General features: G+C 45.5%; 18 protein-coding genes and 8 tRNA genes. 2 read left to right on the forward strand and 24 right to left on the reverse strand.

What is annotated here, in order from left to right; translation table 11 throughout:
* Nucleotides 1-285 precede the first annotated feature (285 nt).
* The 9 genes from A8708_RS00325 to A8708_RS00365 all read right to left on the reverse strand — a co-directional run bounded on the left by A8708_RS00325 (nt 286) and on the right by A8708_RS00365 (nt 8,616).
* Nucleotides 286-1,557, reverse strand: coding sequence for a molybdopterin molybdotransferase MoeA (locus A8708_RS00325; protein WP_068661572.1), 1,272 nt, complete (start codon nt 1,555-1,557; stop codon nt 286-288).
* 43 nt (nt 1,558-1,600) lie between these two features.
* Entirely contained in the window at nt 1,601-2,605 is a 1,005-nt protein-coding gene (gene moaA, locus A8708_RS00330; RefSeq protein ID WP_068661557.1) for a GTP 3',8-cyclase MoaA, read from the reverse strand.
* A 90-nt stretch (nt 2,606-2,695) separates the two neighbouring features.
* Nucleotides 2,696-3,304: a molybdenum cofactor guanylyltransferase gene (gene mobA, locus A8708_RS00335; RefSeq protein ID WP_204787442.1), complete on the reverse strand. Its 609-nt coding sequence runs from the start codon at nt 3,302-3,304 to the stop codon at nt 2,696-2,698.
* Nucleotides 3,304-3,948: an MOSC domain-containing protein gene (locus A8708_RS00340; protein ID WP_068661559.1), complete on the reverse strand. Its 645-nt coding sequence runs from the start codon at nt 3,946-3,948 to the stop codon at nt 3,304-3,306. Before A8708_RS00340 ends, mobA begins: the two co-directional genes overlap by 1 nt.
* A 105-nt stretch (nt 3,949-4,053) precedes the next feature.
* On the reverse strand, nt 4,054-4,959 hold the full coding sequence (locus tag A8708_RS00345) for a molybdopterin-dependent oxidoreductase (protein ID WP_338044165.1): 906 nt from the start codon (nt 4,957-4,959) through the stop codon (nt 4,054-4,056).
* Nucleotides 4,960-5,628: 669 nt separating this feature from the next.
* Nucleotides 5,629-6,129, reverse strand: coding sequence for a stalk domain-containing protein (locus A8708_RS00350; RefSeq protein ID WP_082927175.1), 501 nt, complete (start codon nt 6,127-6,129; stop codon nt 5,629-5,631).
* A gap of 154 nt (nt 6,130-6,283) precedes the next feature.
* The gene (locus tag A8708_RS00355) at nt 6,284-7,333 is read right to left on the reverse strand and encodes a HAMP domain-containing sensor histidine kinase (protein ID WP_068661562.1); all 1,050 of its coding nucleotides are present in this window, start codon (nt 7,331-7,333) and stop codon (nt 6,284-6,286) included.
* Complete coding sequence (locus tag A8708_RS00360; protein ID WP_068661563.1) at nt 7,330-8,049, reverse strand: response regulator transcription factor; 720 nt, start codon at nt 8,047-8,049, stop codon at nt 7,330-7,332. The genes A8708_RS00355 and A8708_RS00360 overlap by 4 nt, the downstream gene beginning before the upstream one ends.
* 183 nt (nt 8,050-8,232) lie before the next feature.
* Nucleotides 8,233-8,616, reverse strand: coding sequence for a hypothetical protein (locus tag A8708_RS00365; protein WP_068661564.1), 384 nt, complete (start codon nt 8,614-8,616; stop codon nt 8,233-8,235).
* A 184-nt stretch (nt 8,617-8,800) separates the two neighbouring features.
* On the opposite strand from A8708_RS00365, the gene A8708_RS00370 reads away from it, so the two are divergent.
* The gene (locus tag A8708_RS00370; RefSeq protein ID WP_068661573.1) at nt 8,801-9,622 is read left to right on the forward strand and encodes an alpha/beta fold hydrolase; all 822 of its coding nucleotides are present in this window, start codon (nt 8,801-8,803) and stop codon (nt 9,620-9,622) included.
* A 7-nt stretch (nt 9,623-9,629) separates the two neighbouring features.
* Here the strand turns inward: A8708_RS00370 and A8708_RS00375 are convergent, their stop codons facing one another.
* The gene (locus tag A8708_RS00375) at nt 9,630-10,844 is read right to left on the reverse strand and encodes an ROK family protein (RefSeq protein ID WP_239696466.1); all 1,215 of its coding nucleotides are present in this window, start codon (nt 10,842-10,844) and stop codon (nt 9,630-9,632) included.
* Between the two features lie 77 nt (nt 10,845-10,921).
* Nucleotides 10,922-11,632 carry a class I SAM-dependent methyltransferase gene (locus A8708_RS00380; protein WP_082927176.1) on the reverse strand — a complete coding sequence of 237 codons (711 nt, stop codon included), beginning with the start codon at nt 11,630-11,632 and terminating at the stop codon, nt 10,922-10,924.
* A 251-nt stretch (nt 11,633-11,883) separates the two neighbouring features.
* Between A8708_RS00380 and A8708_RS34615 the strand changes: the two genes are divergently transcribed.
* Complete coding sequence (locus A8708_RS34615) at nt 11,884-11,994, forward strand: sporulation protein YjcZ (protein ID WP_082927177.1); 111 nt, start codon at nt 11,884-11,886, stop codon at nt 11,992-11,994.
* A gap of 75 nt (nt 11,995-12,069) precedes the next feature.
* Here the strand turns inward: A8708_RS34615 and A8708_RS00385 are convergent, their stop codons facing one another.
* The 13 genes from A8708_RS00385 to A8708_RS00445 all read right to left on the reverse strand — a co-directional run bounded on the left by A8708_RS00385 (nt 12,070) and on the right by A8708_RS00445 (nt 20,179).
* Nucleotides 12,070-13,620, reverse strand: a complete 1,551-nt coding sequence (locus A8708_RS00385) for an ABC transporter substrate-binding protein (RefSeq protein ID WP_068661567.1) — start codon at nt 13,618-13,620, stop codon at nt 12,070-12,072.
* A 76-nt stretch (nt 13,621-13,696) separates the two neighbouring features.
* Nucleotides 13,697-14,641: a carbohydrate ABC transporter permease gene (locus tag A8708_RS00390; protein WP_068661568.1), complete on the reverse strand. Its 945-nt coding sequence runs from the start codon at nt 14,639-14,641 to the stop codon at nt 13,697-13,699.
* A gap of 14 nt (nt 14,642-14,655) precedes the next feature.
* A complete protein-coding gene (locus A8708_RS00395) occupies nt 14,656-15,639 on the reverse strand; it encodes an ABC transporter permease (RefSeq protein ID WP_068661569.1) in 984 nt (327 codons plus the stop codon).
* 249 nt (nt 15,640-15,888) lie between these two features.
* Nucleotides 15,889-17,493 carry a response regulator transcription factor gene (locus A8708_RS00400; RefSeq protein WP_068661570.1) on the reverse strand — a complete coding sequence of 535 codons (1,605 nt, stop codon included), beginning with the start codon at nt 17,491-17,493 and terminating at the stop codon, nt 15,889-15,891.
* The gene (locus A8708_RS00405; protein WP_204787443.1) at nt 17,486-19,159 is read right to left on the reverse strand and encodes a cache domain-containing sensor histidine kinase; all 1,674 of its coding nucleotides are present in this window, start codon (nt 19,157-19,159) and stop codon (nt 17,486-17,488) included. The genes A8708_RS00400 and A8708_RS00405 overlap by 8 nt, the downstream gene beginning before the upstream one ends.
* Before the next feature lie 300 nt (nt 19,160-19,459).
* Nucleotides 19,460-19,538: transfer RNA gene (locus tag A8708_RS00410), tRNA-Leu, on the reverse strand.
* Between the two features lie 17 nt (nt 19,539-19,555).
* Nucleotides 19,556-19,644, reverse strand: a tRNA-Leu gene (locus tag A8708_RS00415).
* Nucleotides 19,645-19,655: 11 nt separating this feature from the next.
* Nucleotides 19,656-19,729: transfer RNA gene (locus A8708_RS00420), tRNA-Cys, on the reverse strand.
* Between the two features lie 10 nt (nt 19,730-19,739).
* Nucleotides 19,740-19,814 (reverse strand) — tRNA-Gly (locus A8708_RS00425).
* Nucleotides 19,815-19,822: 8 nt separating this feature from the next.
* A tRNA-Gln gene (locus A8708_RS00430) sits at nt 19,823-19,894 on the reverse strand.
* Between the two features lie 22 nt (nt 19,895-19,916).
* A tRNA-His gene (locus A8708_RS00435) sits at nt 19,917-19,989 on the reverse strand.
* A 25-nt stretch (nt 19,990-20,014) separates the two neighbouring features.
* Nucleotides 20,015-20,088: transfer RNA gene (locus tag A8708_RS00440), tRNA-Trp, on the reverse strand.
* 13 nt (nt 20,089-20,101) lie between these two features.
* Nucleotides 20,102-20,179, reverse strand: a tRNA-Tyr gene (locus A8708_RS00445).

Consider the following 20,179-nt stretch of genomic DNA (forward strand, 5'->3'; position numbering starts at 1 on the left):
CCATAATGGGCCTTATTCTCCTGCGCGACAGCGACGCCTTCACGTTAACGCCCAAAAAGGGCGTTAACTCGCCTCTGCGCGACAGCGACGCCTTCGAATTAACGCCTCTCCTCCTGGTCACTTAAGAAAGTAAGTAACGATGGAGTAATTAACTCAAGCTACTCACAAAAAAAAGCGCCATAGCTTACCCTCCGACAGAGGGTATCTACTTAGCGCCACACTAACAATGATAGATATTAGCTTTCATTCGAGAATTTACATAGTAAAGGATAAGTTCATTAATGTTTAACGCGTCGTATACACCTTCACGCTATCACCACGGAGATAACCCTGCCCCCCTGCCGGCAGCCATATCAAGCAGTCTGCATCTTTGATGGATACCATAATGCTCGACTTATCAATACCAGCTGGTCTTACCCATAAACACCCAGCTTCAACACGTGTCGTCCCCCGTATATAACGCGGATAAGCGGAAGGTTTATCGTAGGCAATATCCAAGAAGGCTGATAACTCTTCGGCTTCGGGACGATGGCTTCCTAACATTTTCCTAATAATTGGCTTAGCAAACAGCTCAAAACCTACGAACGAAGCGCCTGGATTACCAGATAGCGCAAGGAGCAGCTTGCTTTTCCATAATGCAGCACTCGTTGGTGTACCTGGTCGCATCGCTACTTTGTTAAATAAGATCTTCCCGTCAAACCGACCGAATACATCGACAAGTACATCGTAATCGCCAACAGAGACACCGCCAGAAGTTAGAATGAGATCGACATCAGGCAGAACAGCCCCAAGTGCGGCTTCCACCTGATGGGGATCATCCGAGAGTGCCGGCATAATGAAAGCCTCTCCCCCGTTTGCTTCCACTTGTGCCGCTAACATGTAACTGTTACTGTTACGTATTTTCCCTGGCTGAAGCTCTTGTTCGACTTGCAAAAGTTCTGAGCCTGTTGAGAAAATTGCCACCCGCGGCCTTCGGAACACCTTCACTACAGAGAAACCGAAGGTCGCTAGTATGGCAGCTTCTCCTGGACCAATCCGAGTCCCCTGCGGGATCACTAACTCCCCACAATTAACTTCACCAGCAATCGGAGTAATATTGCTTGCCGCTTGTACATTTTTCTTAATCTTCACCTTGGTATCCTGAGCATCCAAAGATAGCAATGACTCATCCTGTAGGCAAAGGCAATCTGTCATCTCCAGCATGACAACCGTGTCCGCACCATCTGGAACAGGGGCACCTGTCATAATGCGAGCAGCCATCCCTGCTTGAACTGTACGCTCAGGTACAGTACCGCTGGGAATCCGCTCAATGACATCTAATACAATCGGATTGTCCGGCGTCGCAGCAGCGATATCTTGGGAACGCACAGCATATCCGTCCACCCCTGATCTGCGAAAATGTGGCACAGCATGATCCGCATAAATATCGGTTGCTAGCAGTCTGCCAAAAGACCTCGGAAGCGAAACCATCTCTTTCTCCGTGGTTGTAACGCATTCATAAAGTGCGGCGCGTGCCTCATCCACCGAGATCACTTTACGGCCAAACCTAAGCTTCATTTCGCTGCTCACTGGCTACCTATGCCTCCCAATGCCCGTTAACCTAACCGCCGATTTGTGACATGCGACGATTAGTTGGTGTATGTGACTGCTCTTCATTCATCAAAGCCTGAGCCATCTCGTGATTCTCTGGTTTTATATCCAATGCTCGGAAGAACAAATCTTCTACCGCAGCATCATCCCCGATAAACTTACGGACATTAAATTCATCCGACCAGTATAAGCACGGTTTGATATTGCCATCTGCTGTCAAGCGCAGTCTGTTGCAGGTTTCACAGAAGTGATCGCTAATTGGATGAATGAGGCCGAACGAGCCCAACGCACCTTCAATGCGATAATTCTGTGCGGGACCGTTGCCATACACTGCATCTGAAGCTGTGGCTTCCCACCCCATCTCCTTGCAGCGATCAAGTACCGTTGTAAGAGATAAGTAACGCTTTTTCCAATCTTCGTCTTGGTGACCAATTGGCATATATTCAATAAATCGAACCTGAATCGGTCGATCCCTCGTCATTTGTAAGAAATCAACAATCTCGTCATCATTAATGCCTTTCATCAGTACCACATTCAGCTTAATTGGCGTAATCCCTACACGATAAGCTTCTTCAATGGAGGCTAGTACACGACGAATATCACCGCCACGAGTAATTAGCGAGAACCGATCTGCCCGCAAGGAATCCAAACTAATATTTACACGAGTTAGCCCTGCCGCACGAAGTTTCTCAGCCCGTGATGCAAAGTAAATGCCATTCGTAGTTAAAGCGATATCTTCAATACCGGGAATTTGCGATAATCTGCCGATTAACTGCTCTAGGTTCTTACGAACTAATGGCTCGCCTCCAGTTAATCGCAATTTGCGAACGCCAAGTCGGGCTAATATGCGAACAATCTCGGTAATTTCATCAAATGTTAACAGCTTCTCATCCGGTTCAAATTCCATTCCATCTTCCGGCATACAATATACACAACGCAAATTACAACGATCTGTCACTGAGATGCGCAGGTAATCATGCATCCGACCAAAACGATCCAATAGCAGTTTTGGCATAGGAGTTCACCTTCTCTCTCCGTTCATTATGGCATATTTTCTAACAAAATCCTAGATTAAATCGTTTTTCCTACATATAGAAATGAATGATCATGTTACATTACCTGACACTTCTTCATACTCTTCTGGTGTATTAATATTCGTTGCAAAATTCGTTCGTAAACCACGTTGAACCAAGTAATCCTCGTCTACGGACTGCCAATCCAAATACTCGAGCAGCCCCATCAATCGATAGTTGTTTTGCCTTAACAGCAACTCAGCCTCCGGCCCAACCTCTCTTGCATAAATCCCATGAAGAGGATGAAGACGCCCCTCTATCTTAGGGATAACGGCATCCATATTTAATTCGCGGCATAGTTCGGCCATCACCTTGGCTGCATCTACAGAAATAAAAGGCATATCGCAGCCAACTACCCAGAAATGAGACGCATTTGTCATTTTCATAGCTGCGTGAATACCGCTTAGCGGGCCTTTTTGGATATATATATCACTCACACACTGCACATTCATACCTTTAACCATGTCCAGTATCGGCTGGAGGGGTTCACGATCATTGGTCACGACGATGATTTGCTCGCACCCAAGCGACATTTCTTTCAACTGTTTTAAGAGAATAGCCTCGCCTTGCACAGGTAGAAGTGCCTTGGGTTTGCCCCCCATGCGGCGATTCAATCCCCCAGCAAGTATAACACCTGTCATCATGCCTCGAGTTCCGCCAATCGTTTCCTAAACGACTGCTTCCAGCTATCTGAAAGTGCATCTACGGTAAGTACTCTTTTGATGGCTTCCCTATTCACTTTGTCGTGGTATTTGATGTGATTGGCGAACGCAACCGTCACACCCGCTTCATCCCTAGCGACGAGTTTCATCTTGGAATCAGGTGCAATGAAACCTTCTTTCAGCACGCGAAAATAATAACCTGTATATCCCGTTTCCTGAACGTACAGCGTCGCTTCTGGCCAATCCATACGTTTAGCTAGCTTATGACATGGTTGCCTAGGCTGTGAAACTTGAACGATCACCTCATCAATGGCGAACGTATCCCCAATATGAACCTCATGCTCCTGAAGCCCTCGAATGGTTAAATTTTCGCCAAAGGTAGCCGCCTCCAATTTATGACCCCTAAGCGATTCCCAATACGCATAATGCTCTTCTGGATACACGCAGATGGCTTTATCAACACCGCCATGAACCGTTAGATCCGCCTGCCCATCCCCGTCCATTTGTATCTTCGATACAAACAAAGAGGAGCTGACCGGCGTCTTATAAATCCCCGTGGTCAGCTCTTTACCTTGATAAGTTATAATCTGGGGCAACCCCACATTGATAGATGTAATTTGCATGGCAAATGCTCCTTATTCCGAACAGGATTCTTTGCCCTTACTATACCAAATTTTTTGTGAAAAGTCAGTTCCCGCTTCAACTACTCTAACCATGCCCAAAGCGTATTAAGCATTTGATTTACCGACCCAAGCATCATTATCATAGCCCCGCACTTCCCAATATCCCATGTGCTCTTTCTCGATCAGCTCGATGCCTTGGAGCCATTTCACTGATTTATAAGCATACATTTGAGGTACGATCAGTCGCACAGGTCCCCCTAGTTTCTGCGGGATTGGTTTACCATCCATCAACACAGCGACCATAATATCGTCACCATTCGCCTGACTTAGGGACAATGCATCGGTATATACTTTATCGCCTGAATAAAATTTCACAAATTTAGCTGACGCTTGAACCCCAGCCGCTGCTAATAGTTGCTTCAGTGGAATGCCTTCCCATGTGCATTTGTACACGGACCAACCCGTCACACAATGAAAATCACTGACTTGAACCGTGCGTTTCATCTGCAGGAACTGCTCCCAGTTCCACGCATTGGGTTTATCCACAAGACCTGAAATTGCGAATTTCCAGGTGTCCGAAGAGAACGTCGGAATTTCCGTTACCGTATAGATACGGAAATTCCCTTTGGCCCCTCCGCCGACAACAGCGGCGGAGTCGGGCAAGGGCTCTGGCGGCGGCAACATGCGGTTGCCGTCGCTCGCCACATACTCGGCGGTCGACGACCCGCCTGTATCGAACGCGCCTTTTATCCAGCGATAAAAGGCGGGACCGACCGCGATCACGAGCAGCACCCCTGCGACGAGTCGCAGGAAGGAGGCGCGTGTGATCGGCGACTCCTTCAGCGCGGCGATGACCGCCTGCGCTGCTGTGCGCCCCTCTGTGGCGTCCTCGGTCGCCACAGAGGCAATGTCCGCCTCTGCTGCGCTCGCGGCGGCAGGCGGCCTGGCAGCGGCTTGCTCGAGCCGCTGCTGGCGCTTCAGCCATCGGCTGCGCGAGATGGCGTGGTACACGGCATACGGCACTCCGACCCAGGTGAGCAGGTCATGCACGAGGAGTGCCGCGTTGTTCAATCCTGGTGGCATGTGCCGGAACTGCCACAGGATCACGCCTGATCCTGCCCAGCCGATCAGGAGCGCAAGCACGAACACCAAATTGGCGCGTTGGTTGCGGCGCGCACGAATCTGACGCCAATGCTTGCGGATCATTGGCGCGTATAGAACCATGAGTAGCACAGAGGCTACTCCCAAGTAAATGTGAAGCTGCTTCAGTGTCACACGAAAAGCACCAAGATCCCCACGAATTGCACCAATACTGAGCACAATTCCTGTCACTGTCAACAACACCACAATCCAAGCGTTCCAGCTATGAATGGCATTTAGCCGCTTTCCAAACGACTGCTTGAGCCAGCCTCTTTTTGACTCCACCTTCGCCACATCCTTTATGCGTTCATCCATATACATCTATCATAACGTATAAATATTAAAAAAGGCTTACAATTAGCTGCAAGACCAACTTTTTACCTTCTTACGTGCAAAGAGCCTACCCATTAGGTAGACCCCTATCCTTGTATTGCCTTATCTTGTCTTGCCAAGTCTATCCTTGTCATGTCTTGTCTTGTCTTGTCTTGTCTTGTCTTGTCTTCCCTTGCCTTCCCTTATCTTGCCTTTCCTTGCCTCTACTTATTTCAAGAAGTACATTTCCACAAACGACTTCGGAACATAGGTCATACTATCTATTAGCATCGGACTGTATGTCAGCATGCCTTCCTTACCATCCGCGGTGATCTTTTTACTATCTATCTGAATATGGAATGTGTGTCCCATCATCATACTCTTGTCTTTATCTTCCATCATTCCTTTATCATCCATCATGTTCTTATCTTCCATCATGCCCTTACCATCCATTGTTGTCAAAACAATCGAATGTGTATCATCTTGCCATGTCACTTTGAACCCTAATGATTCCGCAACTTGGCGCAATGGGACTAACTCCATGCCGTCCTTCATCATCGTTTGGATACCTGCATAATCATAAGATTTTGCCATCATTTCTTCGGCACTCGCGAATGTTGGCAGTGCCAGCGTACAGGCAACCACCCCCACTATCAGAAAGTTTCTCCAAGACTTATTCACATTCATTTTTAGAACCATCTCATTCATTTTTGGCATCATCGCAATCATTCCTCTCGCTTTTAATGTATGTTCGCTTCACATCACCTAATTTACAGGGCCATGCTTACCAAGCTCTAACGATATCCTTACAAATCACTTACAGAAAGATAACAAAAAAGAAGCCTAGCATCTTATTGCATGCCAGACTTCTTTGAACCGAACGCTATGCTTGATGGATCGGCAGCGTAAACCAGAATTGACTCCCGCTCCCTCCTGTCTCTTTCTCTTTCACCACGCCAATTGTGCCGCCATGCAATTCGACAATCGATTTGGCAATGGCCAAACCGAGTCCAGCTCCTCCGCTTGATCTTGTTCTTGATGGATCAGCGCGATAGAACCGATCGAAGATTCGCTCCGTATCTTCTTCCTTAATACCTGGTCCTTGATCTGTAATAGAAAGCTTCACGAACTGCGCTGTTAGTTGTTCAGCTCGTAGATCTATCGTTCCGCCAACAGGTGAATGCCTAATCGCGTTATCCATAATATTAGCAAGCACTCGCTTCATTTCCTGTGGCATGATGGCAATGGGTGGCAATCGCTCAGGCAAGTCGACGTCAACCTGCAATTCTTTTTCTTCTAGCTGAAAAGCCAAGCTTTGCAGTCCATCCACGAGGAAATGATCCATATGGTAGACTTCAGGAGTGAATTCCGTGCCACCAGCATCTAGCTGTGACAGCTTAAAAAGCTCTTGAATTAACGCATCCAGTCTTCCCGTCTCCAGCCGAATCGTTTGTAAATACCGCTCGAAAGTCGGCTTATCTGCAATCACTTCATCTTGCAAGGCTTCAACAAAGGCTTGAATAGATGCCATCGGGGTTCGCAGATCATGTGATACATGGGCTACAAGCTCTTTGCGTGAGGCTTCTGCAGATCGAATTTTACCAAAACTTTCATTTAACTTGGCTGTCATCTGATTGAATTGCGCCGCTAGCCGCTGGTATTCTAAAGGACCAATTAGAGGTACCTTACCATGGAAATCCCCCTCCGCAATGTGCGTTGTTTCCTGTGTAATAGCTCTAATCGCCTTTTCCAATGGTCTGGTCATGACAAAATGAATGAGCATCGAGATGCCAGCCGCCCCCACCGTTACGGTTGATAACAGCACAACATCTTTCCAATTCAACAGCATGTATCTATAACATATAAACAAGCTAAGCAGGATCATTCCTGTGCTTACGCCGCTTGCGATAAGCAGGTATAACCGAAGCTTCATGATGGCTCCCTACCCTCAAATTTATAGCCGATTCCCCATACGGTCTTTATAAATCGTGGTTGAGATGGGTTCGCTTCTATTTTCTCCCTTAATCTGCGGATGTGAACTGTGACTGTTGTGGTGTCGCCATAATAATCAACATCCCACACTTTATTAAGGAGTTGATTTCGCGAAAAGACTTGCTCTGGATGCCTGACAAATAAATGCAGCAACTCAAACTCTTTCACGGTCAATTCGATTTCCTTCTCATTTACACGCACACTGCGGTGAAGCACATTGAGCTCCAACCCCGGAAATCTCATAATATGCGAAGGTGTCACTACTGACGTCTCTTGGAGCACGACCTGATTGCGTTGTTGCCTGCGTAAGATTGCCTTCACGCGTAGCACTAACTCACGAGGTGAAAAGGGTTTTGTCATGTAATCATCTGCTCCCATAGTTAACCCCATCAAGCGATCCATCTCGTCCCCTCTCGCCGTAAGCATAATAATGGGTACGTCCTGCTCGTTGCGAATTTCTTCGCATACTTGCCAACCTGTCGTGCCAGGCATCATGAGATCAAGCACGATTAACTCCGGATTATGTTGCCTCCATAATCGAAGAGCCTCATCCCCGCCTTCGGCTGTTACTACTTGATAGCCTTCCCGCTTCAAGTAAACGGAACATACATCGGTTATATTAGTCTCATCATCAACAACGAGAATGAGTGAATTCATCCTTCTGATCTCCCCTAACGACGAATGTCGAACTTTACTGCTTTTTTAAGTATACCTCATATGGGGGAGTTCAAAGCTTACAGATCTCTTACAAATAGGTTGAAGATCATGCCTTTCAAGCAAAAGAAAAAGGTCAAATCACGTCGCAACGGATTTCACCTTCATATGCTTATATACTTGAATTTAGCCGCCAATCCGAATCTTGCGGTATGTATCGATAAACGAAAGGACATCGACCCGTTTCCCCCTCTTTTTAGCTACACGAGCCATTTTCACAAGGGTTGTCCAGAACTCATCAAGAACAGGTGATTCAAATACATCTTCATTCGACTCTTGCGTTAACTTATGTTTGTTTTTGTAGGAAGTGCCTTCATCCGAGATAAGGTACTGAATCTGACTTTTTTTCCATTGCTCCCCCGATACATAGCTAACTCCCATTTCACGCATTTTTTTACGAACAGATGTAACAGGACGTGATAGCTCTCTTGCAATAACAACTGGCGGGCACTCCGAGGATAGTCGCATTAGTTTGTCCAGTTCTTGCGTGGACCATGGTTTTTTAGTCATTTCAATAAACCCCATTTCGAAAATATGAATGTTTCATTTGGCCTGTTCTTGGTGAAGTACTAAAGGTATAATCAGAGAATAGCAATGAAATGTTAAGTAAGTATGAGTTAACCATAATGAAAGTATGAAGACATAACTTTTTCGCTATTTTTTTTAAAACCAAGTCCTTGGAGGGTGAAAAATGATGAAAAAACACGTAAATGGCAACGAATACTTCGTTCAAGATCAAGGTCAAGGAGCTCCTGTTATTCTCCTTCACGGCTTTCCTTTGGATCACCGGATGTGGCATTCACAAATGGAAACTTTATCAGCACAATACCGCGTACTTACACCTGATTTTCGTGGCATGGGTCAATCCGACGTGCCCGTTACGCCGATGTCTCTCACACAGTACGCGCAAGACATTCTCGCTCTTATGGATGAATTGCGTATAGAAAAAGCCACCCTCGGAGGCTTCTCCATGGGTGGCTACGTCGCTATGGCTTTAATGCGCCTAGCGCCCGAACGCTTCTCCGCGTTGATTCTTGCCAATACTCGCCCCGAACCAGATGGCCAAGAAGGGCGGAAGAATCGCATGAACATGGCTGTCTCTCTGTATGAGAAGGGAGCCGCGGCAGCTCGAGATGCCATGATGCCTAAGCTTGTAACAACAGCCACAATTCAGGAGCAGCCGCAGTTGATTGATAATCTCAAAATGATCATGGACAGCATGCCACCCGAAGGTCTTGTCCACGCCAGCATCGCGATGGCCTTTCGCGCAGACTCGGTAGACCTCCTGCCTACGATCTCTGTACCTACCCTCGTCATCGCTGGTGAACAGGATGCAATCGCGCCGCCGGATGTTATGAAGTCTATGGCTGATCAGATTCCAGGCGCCAAATTTCACGTCATTCCGTCTGCTTCCCATTTAACACCAATGGAGAAACCGGAAGCCTTCAATGAACTCGTTCTTGCTTTTCTGAAGGAAGTTTCGCTTAAATCAATGGACTACCATTCACCTTCCTGAATGAAAGCTAAGCTTTAACCAACTGATTCATAACCATCACAGCAGCTCCAATAGCTAATGCTTCATCACCAAGCTGTCCTTTGCTGAAAACAACCTGATAGGCGGGGTAATAATATGTTTTTCGAATGGCAACCTGGGTTGCTGTCTGGAAGAACAAATCCCCGCCTGCAATCAAAGGCCCCCCGATAATCACTTTCTCCGGATGCAAAATATTTAATAAATTCGCCAGTCCGATTCCGAAATAAGTCGCTGCTTCTGTGACAATCTCCACAGCTAGGGGATCGTTTTGTTTGAGCGCTTCCATGACATGCATATAAGTAATTTGCTCGGGATCCTCCATCATATGTACTAACGCGCTAGTTCTCCCTTGCTTCAAAGCAGATTTGGCAGCTCTCTCTATCGCGTATAGCGAAGCATAGGATTCCAATGCCCCGTAATTACCAGATTGGTTACGATGGGCAACACCATCCGTTTGAATAATCATTTGCCCCACTGAGCCTTCCATATCGACGGCCCCATAGATGACTTTGCCTTCAGAGACCATTGATGAACGTAAGCCTACTCCAGCATGAATATAGAGAAGATGCTTGAAGCTCTGTGTCCGTTGATACCACGATTCTGCAAGAATCGCTGTATTCGCGCCGTTGTCCAACAGTGCAGGGATTTGCAACGCTTCCGTTAACCACTTGCAGATGTCTACATGTCTCCAGCCACTCGCTGGGAAATAGGAGGGCTCCAGAATAACCCCCGACAATCGATCTACCGGTCCCACTGCGCCAATCCCAATACCCAACACCTGCGAAGTCTCAATCCCGTGGTTAGCAAGCATATGCTGCGCTTCCTTGGCAATAAGGGGCAGCAGTATGTCAGGGGTCATGACTTCTGTCATCGCCCAGCTCTTCGTTTCCAGCTTGTTCATCCCAAGATCTACAAGTACCAGCTTAGATAGTGTTCGTGAGATCTCCAATCCAAATATATAAGCATAGGCCGGATTCTTCTCATATAAAATCGGCCTACGCCCACCCGTAGATGCACCAAAGCCAGATTCCAATATAAGGCCCTGACTCGTTAACTCTTCAAGAAGTCGCGTTAACGTCGAGACCGTCATACCGCTTTGGTCTAATAAATCTATTTTCGAAACCGTCGTTTGACGCGTAATCAGCTCGTAAACTTCCTTCGCTTTACGGTTCGAAATTCGCTCTGTAATAACGTCTACATTCAAAAGAAGCAGCCTCCAATGATAATCTTTCTCATATGCTTCGCCATGAAGGATTCATTATCCTGCTTCTTAGTGTGTCCTTACTCCTTAGAGCCAATCATTAAGGTGTAACCCATATAAGGATGATACTTGCTGACCAGTTCATCATACCGAGCTGTAATCTGCCAGATGCGAGGATCCATGAAGGATTGTCGATCAGATAAATGAACAGGATCTGGGTGCTGAACCTGATCTTCGAACATCGTCAATGGGAATGGATGTATACCTGTTGAAGTAACCGCAGCGAAATTGTTGCTCTCCAGCAGTTCTTGCCACTCTTCCAGCTTATAGATCTTGCTTACCCCATAGAAGCTGCATAACGCCCTATGAATGCCTGCTGTCATATCTTTAACTTTAATCACTTCACGGTCATATAGCTTTCCTTCTGTTTTTAATACCCGATAATACTCCGACACAGCCTTCTGAGCATCTGCGAAGTTCGTGACCGATTCCACCATCACAACATCGAATGAATGAGCCTCGAACGGCAGCTGACAGACATCCCCGATCAGGAAGTTTACCTGAGTACCTTGTTTCTCCGCTCGAATCTTTGCTTTGTTGATCATCTCTGGACGTATATCGATGGCCGTAACATCGCAGCCCTGTTCTGCCAAATAACAGGCCGTGCGACCTGTTCCGCAGCCTACTTCCAGCACCTTTTTCCCCTTCTCAATCGGGTATTTCTTCAATTGCTCAATCGTCTCTCCAAATCCCCCGGGATGTGCGTTACCTATCCCGAGCTTCGCTAACATATCCAAGTAATCGATAGCCCTTACACCTCCGCAATGGCATTACGTTCTTTTTCTACCATATGGGAGGCTACTGCCACTTGTTCAACTTCTCGCCATCTTTTCCCCAAAAATAGGCTCCTGCCCAAAACTCATGATTCCCCCTCTAGATTTGGGCGAAACACCCAAGCAAATCGTGACATCTCTCCATAGGATAGTATTGTCTCTCATTCGCAACTGCGGAAGAGCATTCCTAGAGATGGGAGGTGACATAAATGGGTGTTGCTGTAGGTACTGGTGCAGGTTATGGTGGTGGAACGTCTGCTGCTGGAATTCTTGTCTTGTTCGTATTGCTTGTTATCGTAACAATGACTTATGCTTGGTAATTAGTCATACATGAATAAGAATGAAAATAAGGAGCCACAGCTCATCTGAGCCTGGCTCCTTATCCATACAATTGCTTATTTCTTGGAAGCTGCTAAGAAAGCATCTAATTGCTTTTGCTTTTCAGCAATGATTTTATCAATGCCTGCTGCTTTCATTTTATCTTGGTATTTCGGCAGGGATGCATCCATATCCACAGATCCTGTATCCATCGCTGCATCGAACTCTTTTCCTACGTTAACTGCTGCAGCCACTTGTGTTTTTACAGGCTCGGAGTCGAAGGTAAAGCCTAAACCTGGTGATTTTTTGCCCGATTTATTGAACTCTTTGAATTTATCCCATTTTTGCGGATCTTCATTATCGTACAAGTAGTTCAAGAATTGGTTACCGAACTGCCATGCAGCTCCTGGTGCATAATTTTTGCCCGCATCTGTTGCTTTAATAATGTTGTCAGATACTTTCGTGTAGTGTGTGCCTTCGATACCGAAGTTGATCAAATTGTTCAATTGTTTATCCGTGTGCAAGAGGTTAATCACCATCATCGTGCGAGCTGGATCCTTGGAAGTTACGGAGATACCCAACATGGAACCCGCTGTGTCGCCAGTAGAAATGGTACGTGGTGTCAGCTCGATTTGTCCAAGCTTGCCTACCAAGTTAGTGGCATTTGCTAATTCACTGTCTTTACCTGGTTTCAACGAGGATGTAATCATGAACACATTACCTGATTTCAACGCATCTTGACCTGATAATTGCGTCGTAGCCGCATCTTTATTGATATATCCTTTTTGCATAAAATCACGTGTTAATTTCAAAATTTCTTTATAACGCGGTTGATCCCATTTCGGAATCACTTTCGTGTCCGTGCCATCTTTCATTATCACTCCTGGAATTGTGCTGTCACCCAGATAGTCATACTGTGCCAAATAGTGCGCATTCAGGTTATCCCCGTCGCGAAGGAAGAAAGCTGTCATTTCTGGCTTCTTCTCTTTGACTGTTTTCAGAACATTAGCCAAGTCTGGCATCGTCTTCACGGCTGTCATATCAATCCCTAACTCTTTGGCGATATCAGCGCGATACACAACCCCACCGGAAGCCGCAAGTTCTTTATTCGTTGGCACACCGTAGTTCTTGCCGTTGATTTTGGCACCTTGTAAGAACGCCGGATCCAAGGAGTCCGTGATACCCTTTCCATATTGTCCGATCAAGTCATTCAGCGGCATCAATGCGCCTTTACCCACATTGACAGCGTGACCATTCCATTGTGCTGTGAAAAGGATATCGAATTCTTCGCGGGAAGCGATCATTAAGTTCGTTTTGTTATCCCACTGACCCCAGTCGATTGGCATTAATTTGATCGTTGCATTGATTTTTTCTTTCAAAACCTTGTTCATCGCTTCTTCGACTTTGGCTTGATCTGGTTGTGGTGTACCAGGGTAGACGAGTTTCACTTCATAAGGCTTCAAATCCGTTGTAGGTGCTTTCGTCGCAGCAGGTGCTGTACTTGTGGCTGGTGCTGGTGTTGCACTTGCTGCAGGCTCTGGTGTGCTCTTTGAGCAGCCCGCCAAGGTGAGTGATGCCGTAAATGTTAGGGTAAGAAGTGCAAGCGTGCTTTTTTTCAAAGCTTTCATAAATGGATTGCCTCCCTTTTTTTCTCAATTATTCCTATATGCTAAACCAGTCTACACTGGTACAAGCCATGTTTCACTAACCTTTAATTGCACCAACCGTCAAGCCTTTCTTAAAATACTTCTGGAAGAATGGATACGCGAACACGATCGGTCCTATCCCGAGTACAGCCATTGCCATGCGGACGGTTTCCGTTGGAAGTTGCAGCATGCCCCCTGCTTGCGATAGACCTTGACTGGCCTGAACGTTCGATGTCAGGAACTGAATATCTAGCATCGTTTTGTACATCATGAACTGCAGATTGATGTTCTTGCTTCCTGAGATGAAGACCAAGCTGAGGAACCAGTCGTTCCAATAATTCAGCACCTGAAACAAACCAACGGAAGCGAGTACCGGTAAAGAGAGTGGAATAATGATTTGGCTGAAAATACGAACCTCGCCAGCTCCATCAATCTTCGCTGCTTCAATCAACGGCATCGGAATCGAATTCGCGAAGAATGTCCGAAGCAACAAGACGAAGAAGGCCGAGACTAACAAGGGAAGCATAAGTGCTGCGATCGTGTTTTTCAAATCCAGCATCTGGGTATAGACAAGATACCATGGAACGAGCCCACCATTGAATAGCATTGTGAAAAACATGAAGAAAGAGAAGAAACTTTTATGCGGAAAATCACTTCGCGAGATGGGATACGCATAAAGTGACATCATCACTAAACTAATCGCTGTTCCTACCGTTGCAAGGAAAACTGAGATTCCGAACGAACGCAGGATTTGATGCCAGTCCTTGAACATGAATTTATACGCTTCCAAACTCCAAGCTTCGGGTATAAAATTATATCCGTGTATGAGAACTCCCTTTTCATCTGAAAAGGATACGATGATAACCAAAACCAACGGCATGATACAAGCTGCTGTATATATCCAGAAGAACACGTTAACCAACAAATTCGCTGTGGGCGTTAAATCATTGGGTCCCCGATGCTTGGCTATCCGTTGTTTACGAACTGCAATTGCTTCACTCATGACAGCCACTCCTTCTAAAATAGCGCATTCTCTTTGCTTACTTTTCTTACAAATAAGTTCGTAACTAGAACTAGTAGGAAGCCCACGACGGCTTGGTACAAGCCTGCTGCTGATGACATTCCGATATCTCCCATTGTTAGGAACGTTTGATACACATACGTATCAATAACTTGTGTGGTGGGGAATAACGCGCCTGCATTTTTGGTTACTTGGAAGAATAAGCCGAAGTCCGCATAGAAAATTCTACCTACTTGAAGCAGTGTCATTGTAATCATCACCGGCATAATCAGTGGAATCGTAATACGTTTAACTTGCTGCCATTTGTTCGCTCCATCGATTAAAGCCGCTTCATAGTACTCATGATCAATCCCTATAATCGCTGCCATATAGATGACCGTATAGTAACCAAGGTTTTTCCATGTGTTCACAATCGGTAGAATAACCGTCCAATATTTCGGCTCTGTATACCAGTCAATCGGCTCTATACCCAATTTAGGCAGGAGTACGGTATTTACGAAACCATGCTCAGCCCCCAAGAAAGCGTATACTAAATAGGCTACACACACCATGGAGAGAAAGAATGGCAGAAACATCGTGCTTTGATGAAACTTGGCTAGAAATTTACTCCGCATCTCATTAAACATAATAGCCATTGACACAGCGATTACCAAATTCAATACGATGAAAACCAGATTATACGAGATCGTATTTCGAGTAATGACCCACGCAACCTCACTAGAGAACAAATACTTGAAATTATCGAAACCCACCCATGGACTTCCGAGAATCCCTTTCGTGTAATTCACATTTTTAAAAGCAATCAGAACGCCTGCCATTGGGATGTAGTTGTTAATGATGAGCAGCAATGCTGCTGGTGCCATCATCACATAGAAGATCCAGTACTTGCGAACCGTCCATAGAAAGTTTGATTGAACCCTAGTTCGTTTCGTAGTACGTATAGGGGCTGTCTGCGCTGCCGTATTTGGCGTATCATTCATCTTTTATTGTGCTCCCCTTTCCATTCAACCCGTTTGCTTCCTCTCTCTTATACATTCATTCTAAATTGTTTGGAAATAATTCTCTATCTGCGTAGTGACCGAATAAGCACTTCTGTGACATTCCTCTACACGTTGATTTGTCTTCCGTCTCCCCCAATAAAGCACAAAAAAGCTCTCCATTTCTGGACAGCTTTTTGGAGTATTTCATCTTCAGTGTTCTGAACCCTAATCGGTGATTGCACTTCCTCATCATCCCTGAAAGTTCTTTCTATACTCCTGCGGGGAAAGTCCTGAATACTTCTTAAACATTTTTGCGAAAAAGGAAAAATGTGAATACCCCGTTTGCTCTGCTACATAGCTAATTTTATCGTTGGTTTCTGCAAGCAGCTTCATCGCTTTCTCCATCCGAACCTTCAGACTGTACTCCGAGATAGAGAGCCCCGTTTCTTTCTTAAATAATCGTGATAAATAAGCCGGATTGAGAAACACAGAAGCCGCTAATTCTTCTCTGCTAAGCTCTTCCTCCATATGTTCGTCAATGTATTGGCATACCTTCGCAGTAACCGCTGAGACGCCTTTCAGATGGCTATTCATATAGTCACAGCTTACAGAAGCCATGCGAACTGCCCAGTTCCTCAGTTGATTTAAAGATCGCGTCGCGCTGTTATAATCCTGTAATTCTTGGCGAGGAAGCATATCACCCACAGCTAACCCTTTTTTGTGCAAAACATGATACACTACATGCAGCAACCCATAATAGAACGCTTCCACGGTTTCTGAGCCCACGTCATCCGTCTTCTGCAGCCGATCAATATTCTCCTGAATACGAGCGACCAGCTCAGCCTTCTTTCCGGACTCCAATAACACAATCCAATCTGAAAAGGTTGGCGCCTGCGGCTTGTGCTGAAGCGGCTGATCCATTTCATTTTGCAAAAGTACACAGTTACTTCTCGTCACATTGTTCCGCTCATTCTGAAATAGATCAGCCACTTTCGCAGTTAGCTTGACCAAAGGGGTTTCCTCGCCTACATAACAGGACAAGCTGCATTGGAAATAACGATGGCATGCACTAATATAAGCTTCGCACTTCGCTTTAATGTCAGGTATAGATAACTCGCTTCCTTCAGCTACGTAGAGGAGCACTAATGATGAACCATTCTCTTGAATAACGCAGCCCGCCTGCTCCACAACAATGATTTCAGCAGCCGCCTTCCGAATTGCATACTCCATAATCTCTTCATCTCTCGCATTTAGCTCTTCCTTCCAGTGCTCCACACTAATCAAGATGGGCAGAATCCTGCTTGTCATGTCCAATGGGATCTCATACATCTGGAAATTGCGAGTCAATCGCTCCTCATTCGCAGGTATTTTCTCACTCAACAACTCTTGCCAAAATTTCTCAACCAACGACGGCAGCTCATTGACCCAGTGACTATAATACGTCTTATATGTTTCATTAAAATCAGACTGCTCCTGATCTTCCTTAATCTTCTCAATGGCTTGCTTCACAATGTCCTGTAACCGATCGTGATCCACTGGCTTCAAGACGTAATCAAAGCTCCCTAAACGAACAGCTTGCTGCGCATATTCAAAATTCGCGTGACCAGTTAAGAATATCGTCTCTGTTTGCGGTGAATGCGTACGCACCCACTCCTGTAGTTGCAAGCCATTGCTACCCGGCATTTCGATGTCTGAAATCATAATGTCGATTCGATTCTGAGAAAGCACCTGCTTCGCTTCATTCACATCCAGCGCTTCAAAAATTTGACCAATCGGAAACGCCTCCCAATCGATCCCCACTGTGATTCCTTTTACCGCGATCTTCTCGTCATCCACGACTAATAGATTAAACATTCTTATCCGTCCCTTCCACAATAGGGTTGTGAAGCGGCAGCCTAATTTGAACCATGGCCCCTCTCTCCGGCTTGTTCATAAATTTCAGTGCAACTCTATGCCCATAGTTCATTTGCAATCGATGACGTACATTCCATATTCCAAGGTGCTCATCCCCCAATTGATCCAAATACTGAACTGAATTTAGTTGTTGCAGCATTTCCGGTTGAAACCCCTCGCCGTTATCACTAATCGACAAGAAGAAGTACTCCTCAGGTGCTTCTGGATCTGGCTCTGCTTTTACTTGAATAACATACGTTCCGTATTGTTTCGTAAACCCATGAATGACCGCATTCTCTACAAAAGGCTGCACAATAAGCGGTGGCATGGCAAACTGACTGTATTTCTCTGGTAACACGATAACGAATGTCAAATGATCTGGGTATCGCATGACTTGAATCTCCAAATAATTGCGAATATGATCGATCTCATCCTTCAATGTCATCGTAGTCCGATTCGTACGCATAATAAAACGGAAATAATCAGCCAGATGCAGAGACATCTTCTGCACGGATTTCGTATCTTTTAACGCCGCGAGGTTGTAGATGATATTTAAACTGTTCATATAGAAGTGAGGATTAATTTGTACCTGAAGATGCTTGAATTCCGCCTGCTGAACGCGGATCTTCTCCTCATAAACCGAAATTTTCAGATTCTCAATCTGATCCACCATGTTGTTAAAAGTAGTGATCAGAAAGGCAAATTCCGTCGAGCTGCCTTCATGCAGCCTAATGGATAATTCCCCTTGGGCAAGCTTCCTCATACCACGAATTAATTGCATTAATGGCTTGAATAAGATGCGCTGCACATACAACAAGTAAACACCTAGTACAAACGCTCCGCCCAATGGCAAAAAGTAAATCAAAAGCTGCAAATAGGGTAAATTCTGCAACATATTCTTCTCGGCTATAATAAGTTCAAATTCCAAATCTGCATGTGAAGACGCTTCCCGCACAATCAAAAACTGCTGATCAAGCTCCTTATCTTTAACAATCTGAAAGCCTGAGGTCTTCGGAGCAATTTGATCACTAATGTTCTTATATCTTTGTAGAGGGAAATAGTTGTTTGCTAACGTGACTCCGTCTGGAGACACCACAGTGGTTCCTCCACCTTCGCCGGTGTCCCACTTGCTTAGTGGTTCAACCATGCTGCTCATTTTAATGAGAATGCCGCCTGACAGCCCTGCACCCAAATCCTTATTTATTTTCATCAAATAGTGATCGCCATTCGCCGCCTTCATAATAAGCCAGTTGCCATTGGAACTGTCATTCGGACGACTCTTCGAATTCTCCTCGATGAATTGCTTCACCGTCTGAACGCGATCATAGTAATACGTATTTTCCCTTGTAGATACCAGAAGATCTCCCGTCGTATTCGAAAAAATGAAAAACGTATTGATCAAACTGTATATATCCAGCTGCCGGGTTAACTTATTAAACAAGCGCTGCTTCGCTAACACATAATCATCCGATTCCAACGGATATAAGTTCATATTGATTACATCCGGATCACTGTACAGATGAAATAAATAATTATCGAATTCTTTGAGTGTATTGTCTGTATCCTCTACATACTGCTGCAGGAGCTTATTGTAGTTATGAGAAATTTGATCCCGAACAACATTCATGGAATATACATTATTGAATATAAGAAACAGGACCAAGGGCGCTACCACCAGCGCAAACCCAATAAAAATCTTAAACCTTACCGAATTTACAATATTCAAAGGGTTCCCGCCTTATATGTCATATTTGGGAATGAACTTCCATTGTAAGCATTTCCTTTCTATTGTACTATCTGTAAAACACATATACATAGCATTTTTAATACCATGTTTATGGAGGTAATTTAACCCTTCCTCCGTTCTCGATGTGAACAGAAAAAAGCCTATGAAATCATAAGATTTCATAGGCTTTCCTAATCGTTATACCGGCAAGAGGACTCGAACCTCCACCCTTTCGGACTCGATTTTGAGTCGAGCGCGTCTGCCATTCCGCCATGCCGGCATAAACTTGTAAAACAATGGTGCCGAAGACCAGACTTGAACTGGTACGGTAGTCACCTACCGCAGGATTTTAAGTCCTGTGCGTCTGCCGATTCCGCCACTCCGGCTAATTAATTTGTGGAGGCGCCACCCAGATTCGAACTGGGGGTAAAGCTTTTGCAGAGCTCTGCCTTACCACTTGGCTATGGCGCCTTAGTAATAATGGAGCGGAAGACGGGGATCGAACCCGCGACCCTCGCCTTGGCAAGGCGATGCTCTACCGCTGAGCCACTTCCGCATATAAAACTGGGGATCAAGGATTTGAACCTTGGCATGACGGAGTCAAAGTCCGTTGCCTTACCGCTTGGCTAATCCCCATTATGTTGCTTTGGTAATAATGGGCGGACGACGGGACTTGAACCCGCGAATGCCGGATCCACAAACCGGTGCGTTAACCCCTTCGCCACGACCGCCACAATATTAAGTTTCTTGCATGTTTGGCAGGGGCAGCAGGAATTGAACCCACACCAAAGGTTTTGGAGACCTTTGTTCTACCCTTAAACTATGCCCCTTCAAAAAAAGAAATGGAGGCTGATGGATTCGAACCACCGAACTCGAAGAGAGCAGATTTACAGTCTGCCGTGTTTAGCCACTTCACTAAGC

It is taken from the genome of Paenibacillus oryzisoli (assembly GCF_001653565.1).
GTDB lineage: Bacteria > Bacillota > Bacilli > Paenibacillales > NBRC-103111 > Paenibacillus_E > Paenibacillus_E oryzisoli.